We start from the raw sequence: 6525 nt of genomic DNA, 5'->3' as shown, positions 1-6525 counted from the left end.
ATGGTGAACGTAGTTCAGTTGGTAGAGCGCCAGTTTGTGGCACTGGTTGTCGTGGGTTCGAGTCCCATCGTTCACCCCATATTGGGATGTCGCCAAGCGGTAAGGCAACGGACTTTGACTCCGTCATGCGTAGGTTCAAATCCTGCCATCCCAGCCAAAGGTTCACTAGCTCAGTCGGTAGAGCACATGACTTTTAATCATGGTGTCCGGGGTTCGATTCCCCGGTGAGCCACCAATTTAATTATACAGATGCAGGTGTGGCGGAATTGGCAGACGCACTAGACTTAGGATCTAGCGCCTACGGCGTGGGGGTTCGACTCCCTTCACCTGCACCAAGTATGCGGAAGTGACTCAACGGTAGAGTGTCACCTTGCCAAGGTGAAAGTTGCGGGTTCGAATCCCGTCTTCCGCTCCACTTTATAACAAATGATGCTATATGCGGGTGTAACTCAATGGTAGAGTTCTAGCCTTCCAAGCTAGCTACGTGGGTTCGATTCCCATCACCCGCTCCATACAAAAGACAACTACAAAGGTTGTCTTTTCTTATATTCAAACCATGCACCCATAGCTCAGCTGGATAGAGTTGCGGACTTCGAATCCGAAGGTCGGGGGTTCGAATCCCTCTGGGTGCGCCATAGCTAAACCCTCATGAATACTAAGTTTATGAGGGTTTTTGTTTTGCTTGAAGAAGGTTAAAAATTAATTATGCGTCATATTTTGCGTCAATATGAAATTAAAAATTAATCCTCACTTTTTTGTGGGGATATCACATGATTCAATTTTTCAGCAGCTCCTTCTTTTATTCCAGGGAGTAGATGGCTATATGTGTTAAGAGTAAGGCTTACACTAGCGTGTCCCATAATTTCACTAACTACTTTGGGATTTACTCCGGATATAAGCATGAGAGATGCAAAGGTGTATCTCAAGTCATGAAAAGCGTATATATGGTATCTCAAGGCTTTTACATATATTATAATCCTTAATAGCTCTTCTATAATTTCTACCAATGTATTGTGGATCATCCAGAAAGTTATGCTGATATATAGGAGGCTATTAGGCCTTTAGGAGGTGATGGATTGAGATTAATAAGTGACTTAATTAAGAAGTTATTTAAAAAAACAGATAGGATTGGATCTTCGTAACCATGAGTATCTTAAAATCGTTAGGAAAGATTATGGATCTTATCATGTTTTCAGAAACATCTTTGAAAAGATGTATGAATGCTATAAAGGCAATAGAGATGCAATTAAAAAGTATTTATTCGTAACTTAAAGGTCAAATTTAAATATAAATGTAAATTACATCAAAAAGTTTATCAAGGAAGAGGTAGCATATACTCTTGGCAATTATATCACTTATGAGTCAATGAAGAATAACGATAGCGTAGTAAGTGATATTGAGTATTATACAGCCCATTGGAATGAGCTCCATGACACTGACCTTATGAAGTATATGCTTATATTTACTACTATTTATGAACTCTATTATATTGATGATAATGCTGATTTTTGCAGCAAGATTATAAAACCTACTAAAGGCTACATTTATAGAGATAAAGCTTCAGGAAAGGTTTTATTTTTTATTCATTCCTTTAATAATGATTTTGACCCAAGAACTTCATACATTGATGTCTATACGGAATCTTATATATACCATTTTCACAGTAAATTTAATGAGATAGCAGAACCTAATGAGAATATTTTTGGAGAGGTTCCAGTCACTATCGAAGAGCTTACTGATGAAGGTGTAGACGACAGCTTGTATAAAGATATCAAAGGACTGCGGTATGCATTCGAGTCCAACCTCTCTGATATAGGGAATGAGATAAGTGACTTTAGGAACGCTCATCTGCTTTTTAAAAATGCTCAAATTAAAGAAGATGATCTTGTTGATATGAAGAAATTAGGAGTTCTGCAGTTCCCACAATCAGGTGAAGATACTATGGTATCAGATTGCCTGCCATATAAACCACAATGAGAAGATTCAATCCAATCTATCAGGGATAACTCTTAGGTCAAGGCTTATAGTCCTTGAAAATAAGTGTAATCTTGAAATTAAAGCTCATAAGAATATGGTTAAAAACAGGCTGCGCTTTCTATTTATGTATCTGAACCTTAAAAAGGACAAGGCATATGACTATAAGGACGTAAAGGCTCTTTATACTCCTAACATTCCATCTGATGATACTGCTACTGGTCAGATGCTTGCACAGGTTCCTGAGGGAGCTATATCCAAGGATACTGCAAGAGGTCTGTTCAGCTTCATAAATAATAAGGTTGTGGAAGCTGCAAAGGTGGAAAAAGAGAAGCAGGAAGAAATGCCTAAGATAGATTTAAATAGTTTGAGTGATGATAATGAAGGATAAAGAGATTGAATTTATAGAAAGCCTATATGATGAAGCAAATGAGCAGTTAAGGAAGTATAGAAAGAGCAGAAGGCAAATAAGGATGAACTCCTTCAAAAGATTGCTATGGTTATGCTTACCTATGCAGTTACTGATGGTCTTATGAACCTTAAAGGCAAAGAAAAGGATAAGGAATACAAAGGACTATCTACAATGATTCTTAAAGGTGTTAAAGGGCAGTGCAAGACTCAGGGAGAAGCTTATATACAACATCCTTGATGAGTCTGTCAGAAAGACCTTTAAATTCTACTCCTATAATGCCGGACTGTATGATGTTAGCAAAATCATAGAAAGCAACTTCAAAGGCAAGCATTTTTCAAAGCGTGTCTGAGAGAATGAGTGGGCGGTGGCTAGTAACCTTCATAAGCAGGTTAAGGATTTTCTTGATGGAAAGATAAATGTCAATCATATTAAGAAGGACATTGAGGATACCTACAATTCCAGAGCCTATAATGCAAGGAGGCTTGTTGAAACAGAAGTTAACCGCTGTGAGGATGTAGCTTTCATACGGTTTTGCAAGGAAACAGGAGTTATTAAAGTTAGAAGGAATGAAGTTTTAGACCGCAGAACCTGCTCAGAGTGTGCTGCCTTGGATGGCAAGGTTTATCCACTTGATGAAGCTCCAGGAGTTGTTCATCCTCTTTGAAGGGGATTTAATTCTATAGAAGATAATGATAGATATTCCGATTATAATACTAAATATAATAACAAAATAAGAATAATGTCTCCAGATAAGGGAGATGGTCACGATTATTCGTATAAAGAATCTAACATTAATTGGAATAAAGAACTTAATATTAGTGAAAAGAATTCTGATGCTTTAAATGATATCCATAAACAGTTGAATAGTTTAAGATTGATAATAGAAAAGAAAAAATATTTATTCTTGATTTAGAGTAAAATATAGTAATTGATTCAATAGAAGGAAATAAAATTGATGAAATTAATTTAACTAAGGAATTTCTAGATAAATTAAAAAAGGCTGATGATAATTCACTGATACTTTCACATAATCATCCATCATCAACTACGTTTTCAAGATATGATATACAACATATTATAATAAATAAAACAGTAAAATCATTAACGCTTGAATGTATTGATGGAACAAAGTATTATATAGATAGAGGAAACCTGAAATCCTCACTGATAAAAGATATAGGTTTCTTAGGAAAGTATGAAAAAATTTATAATAGGATTAGTAAAAAATATCCAGAGTTAGATGATGAAATTAAGATTTATGACGTATGGAATAAATTTTTAAACGAAGTAACTGAAGAAATAGAAAGGGAGTATGGAATGATTTATGGAAAGGTGGAGTGACTTTCAATGAAAAATGTATTGATAGAAATAAAACTTCCCAAAGAATATAAAGAAAACTTGTTTGAGTATAAACCTGGATTAAATAATATTCCTGATTGGCCACTATTAAAAAAAGGTGGATGGACCTTCCAAGAGCATTTAAAATTAGAAAAGTTAATTGAAATAGAATATATGAAGTATGTATTACAAGAAGCAATTACTAATGAAGATATAAATAGCGACGATGAAATGAAACAGTATAAAATTATGATAAAGAACGCTATAGAGGAGTATAATAATTTATAAAAAGCACTTGCTAAGTTAGATGGTAGGTGCTTTTATTATGTTCAAAATTAAGTCTTAGGAAACTAAGGCTTTTTATTATACCTAAAAACGTCTCATGGGCTTAAGGCGTGTGAAGGGTTAAAGCTACATCATTAAATATAAAAAATATATGTCTTAAGGTGCTTATAGTAGTTTAAGGGATAAGGAGGATATATGTTAAAAAAAGAATTATTAGAGATAATCAAAAAGGCCAAGGAGGATGAGGACATCAATTCCTTACTGGCCGGAAGTGACATAGAGGAAACATTTTAAGCGAGCAGGCTTACATTGGATGCTTTTAAGGGCAAGCTTAAGGAAAAAGACTTCAAAGCTTTCCTTGAGAGCGAGAATGATAAGTATTTCAATAAGGCCTTGAGTACCTGGAAGGAAAATAATCTTGAGAAGGAGCTGGAACCATTCATTTCTGAGAAGTATTCTGATTTGGTTACGGATCCATCCAAGAAAGAAGCCGCCGAGGCTAAAAAAGAGATTGAAAAGCTTAAAGTTGAGATGGTTAAAAAGGACTTTCTTGCCGAAATTACTAAATACGCTTTGGAGAAAAAACTTCCGGTTAAATTCGTTGAGAAGCTTCTCGGTGAAGATTTAGAATCTACAAAGGCTAATTTAGACAGCTTTGGTGATGAATGGTCTAAAGGATTAGAGTCTTTAGTTGATGAAAAAAATGAAAAAGTCCAGTTATGTACCAGACGGAACCAATGCTGATGGTACAAAGGTGTCTGTAGGTCAGTCAATAGCACAGGAAAACAATAAAACAAATTCTGCTCCAAGCGACCCTTGGGCAAGTAAATAGGAGGAATCAAGTATGTATTTTAAAAGGGAAGACTATGTAAATGACATGGAAATATTGGTAACCCCAGGCAACCTGGTGACTTTTAGCTGTACTGTTGAGCCTACTGGAATTACTGCTAATGCAGATGGAAAAAAGCTGATTGTGAAACATTGATTGATGAGGTTGGAAAAGTTGCAAAGCAGACAGAGACTTCAGGATCTGAAACATTATCTGCTACTCCTGTAGTTGTCTTGTACAGGACTGTTGATGTTACTCATGGAGGCATGCCTTGCAGCTTAGTTGTAGAGGGATACTTAAGAGCTGACAGAGTTCTAGACGAATTTGCTCCTGCAGCTGTAACATAACGTCACTAAAATACTTCAAGAGTGGAAGTCTACACCTTAATAATTTAATACCTCCTTCAGTAAACATAAAGTATGCTTCTAACCTAGCAAGCGGGGTAGGTAATTTAGAAGGGGAGCTAGACAGAGCCTTTGATAACATCGGAAGCTTATGGAAAAGTATATTATCGTTGGCAGACAGGGAATTAAGGATGAAGAGTATTACATTACTAACTACAGAAGCTGTATCTGACTTAAAAAATAAAATTAATGAAATTTTGAATGTTTGGAGGTAGAGGAATATGAGTTTATTTGACCAGATTATGCAGAACTGCCCTTTACTTGAGGATGTCATAGAAGCTAATATTCAGGAAGAGGTACAGACTAGAGATAATAAAATTAAATTATTAGAGAGGGATAACGCAGAGATAAATTATGCTCTTATGGTGGGACGTTTAATGTAAAATGCTAAACTTCGAAAGAATAAAATACTATTATGACCAAGGGTATTGGACTAAAAGTATGGTGCATGATGTAAAATAACAGCTGAGGAATATAAGTTGATAACCGGGGAAGATTATGTTGCTCCTCCGGTTATATAGCTAAACTTATTTATAAGAACATATAAATAGGAAAGTATATCATTGTAAAATATTAATAATGCTAGCTATAAATGGTATATGGGTTATAATTAATATTATAAATATTAATTATATTAAAGGAGTGCTAGGATGATTTTAATATTTGTGTCATTGTTATCTTCTGTTTTATGCTCTAATATTGCATGGTTTTTTAGCCATAATTCCGGAATGTATGATTACGGTGGAATAGTTGGTTTATTAATTCCTTCAATGTTTATATTGGAAAAAGTCTATAAAAACATAAAAAGCAAATGACAATTATTTACGAAATATATATAGATAATACTACATGAATAAAAGAACGTAGATTATATAATTTACGTGCTTTTTCTTGTTTGTAGAATACCACCTGCTATGCGGTTGCTTCAAAAAAGCTTTCAGCGGTGAGTAGAAAAAAAGAAAACCTCCGATATAAAATAGAATTAGGTTTGCCGACCAAAACTAGATTATACGGAGGTGTGTCCTGATGGACAATAGTAGTTTAGCACACAGCAAATATGATTGTAAATATCACATAGTCTTTGCACCAAAATACAGAAGGCGAATAATATATGGCCAGATTAAAGCGGATATAGCAGTAATATAGAGACAGTTATGTAATCATAAAGGGGTAGAAATAATAGAAGCAAATGCATGTAAAAATCATATACATATACTTGTAAGTATACCACCGAAATTAAGCGTGTCACAATTTATGGGATACTTGAAAGGAAAGAGTACACT

The 6525-nt window shown here is 34.9% G+C and carries 12 protein-coding genes, 7 tRNA genes and 2 pseudogenes; 20 read left to right on the top strand and 1 reads right to left on the bottom strand.

From position 1 onward, the window contains the following. Positions 1–3: 3 nt before the first annotated feature. The 7 genes from TA89_RS08135 (at position 4) to TA89_RS08105 (ending at position 635) form a co-directional block, all read left to right on the top strand. Positions 4–79 (top strand) — tRNA-His (locus TA89_RS08135). Positions 80–82: 3 nt separating this feature from the next. Beyond that, positions 83–157 (top strand) — tRNA-Gln (locus tag TA89_RS08130). A gap of 2 nt (positions 158–159) precedes the next feature. After that, positions 160–235: transfer RNA gene (locus tag TA89_RS08125), tRNA-Lys, on the top strand. 16 nt (positions 236–251) lie between these two features. After that, positions 252–335 (top strand) — tRNA-Leu (locus tag TA89_RS08120). A gap of 5 nt (positions 336–340) precedes the next feature. Next, a tRNA-Gly gene (locus TA89_RS08115) sits at positions 341–415 on the top strand. A gap of 23 nt (positions 416–438) precedes the next feature. Then, positions 439–512: transfer RNA gene (locus tag TA89_RS08110), tRNA-Gly, on the top strand. 46 nt (positions 513–558) lie between these two features. Next, a tRNA-Arg gene (locus tag TA89_RS08105) sits at positions 559–635 on the top strand. 105 nt (positions 636–740) lie between these two features. Here TA89_RS08105 and TA89_RS08100 read toward each other — a convergent pair. Beyond that, positions 741–1022 (bottom strand): tyrosine-type recombinase/integrase, encoded by a 282-nt coding sequence (locus TA89_RS08100; protein ID WP_082023881.1) that lies wholly within the window; start codon positions 1020–1022, stop codon positions 741–743. 265 nt (positions 1023–1287) lie between these two features. Here TA89_RS08100 and TA89_RS19050 point away from each other — a divergent pair, with 265 nt between their 5' ends. From TA89_RS19050 to tnpA, 13 genes and pseudogenes are all read left to right on the top strand, one after another. Then, a complete protein-coding gene (locus tag TA89_RS19050; protein ID WP_341349989.1) occupies positions 1288–1977 on the top strand; it encodes a phage portal protein in 690 nt (229 codons plus the stop codon). Further along, the gene (locus TA89_RS19045; protein ID WP_278246221.1) at positions 1931–2365 is read left to right on the top strand and encodes a phage portal protein; all 435 of its coding nucleotides are present in this window, start codon (positions 1931–1933) and stop codon (positions 2363–2365) included. Before TA89_RS19050 ends, TA89_RS19045 begins: the two co-directional genes overlap by 47 nt. A 105-nt stretch (positions 2366–2470) precedes the next feature. Next, positions 2471–2623 (top strand): hypothetical protein, encoded by a 153-nt coding sequence (locus TA89_RS18840; protein ID WP_242850107.1) that lies wholly within the window; start codon positions 2471–2473, stop codon positions 2621–2623. A 127-nt stretch (positions 2624–2750) separates the two neighbouring features. Next, the gene (locus tag TA89_RS18835) at positions 2751–3050 is read left to right on the top strand and encodes a minor capsid protein (RefSeq protein WP_242850106.1); all 300 of its coding nucleotides are present in this window, start codon (positions 2751–2753) and stop codon (positions 3048–3050) included. A 683-nt stretch (positions 3051–3733) separates the two neighbouring features. Next, complete coding sequence (locus TA89_RS08085; protein ID WP_040212392.1) at positions 3734–4012, top strand: hypothetical protein; 279 nt, start codon at positions 3734–3736, stop codon at positions 4010–4012. Positions 4013–4318: 306 nt separating this feature from the next. Next, positions 4319–4753: a DUF4355 domain-containing protein gene (locus TA89_RS08080; protein WP_052447374.1), complete on the top strand. Its 435-nt coding sequence runs from the start codon at positions 4319–4321 to the stop codon at positions 4751–4753. Further along, on the top strand, positions 4713–4841 hold the full coding sequence (locus tag TA89_RS19040) for a hypothetical protein (protein WP_278246220.1): 129 nt from the start codon (positions 4713–4715) through the stop codon (positions 4839–4841). Before TA89_RS08080 ends, TA89_RS19040 begins: the two co-directional genes overlap by 41 nt. 12 nt (positions 4842–4853) lie before the next feature. Next, positions 4854–4994 (top strand): hypothetical protein, encoded by a 141-nt coding sequence (locus TA89_RS18245; protein WP_156120030.1) that lies wholly within the window; start codon positions 4854–4856, stop codon positions 4992–4994. Next, positions 4991–5185: a hypothetical protein gene (locus tag TA89_RS08075; protein ID WP_040212391.1), complete on the top strand. Its 195-nt coding sequence runs from the start codon at positions 4991–4993 to the stop codon at positions 5183–5185. The genes TA89_RS18245 and TA89_RS08075 overlap by 4 nt, the downstream gene beginning before the upstream one ends. 278 nt (positions 5186–5463) lie before the next feature. Further along, positions 5464–5625: a hypothetical protein gene (locus tag TA89_RS18240; protein WP_156120029.1), complete on the top strand. Its 162-nt coding sequence runs from the start codon at positions 5464–5466 to the stop codon at positions 5623–5625. A gap of 1 nt (position 5626) precedes the next feature. Further along, on the top strand, positions 5627–5704 hold the full coding sequence (locus TA89_RS19285) for an XkdX family protein (protein WP_082023882.1): 78 nt from the start codon (positions 5627–5629) through the stop codon (positions 5702–5704). After that, positions 5698–5763: pseudogene (locus TA89_RS19280) on the top strand (XkdX family protein); the annotation flags it as partial. The gene TA89_RS19285 and the pseudogene TA89_RS19280, both read left to right, overlap by 7 nt. Before the next feature lie 505 nt (positions 5764–6268). After that, positions 6269–6525, top strand: a pseudogene (gene tnpA, locus TA89_RS08070) (IS200/IS605 family transposase); the annotation flags it as partial.

It is taken from the genome of Clostridium polynesiense, assembly GCF_000820705.1.
GTDB classification, from domain to species: Bacteria; Bacillota; Clostridia; order Clostridiales; family Clostridiaceae; genus Clostridium_AA; species Clostridium_AA polynesiense.
Note: the sequence above shows the minus strand (reverse complement) of the source record. Positions and strands in the feature narration are given on the sequence as shown.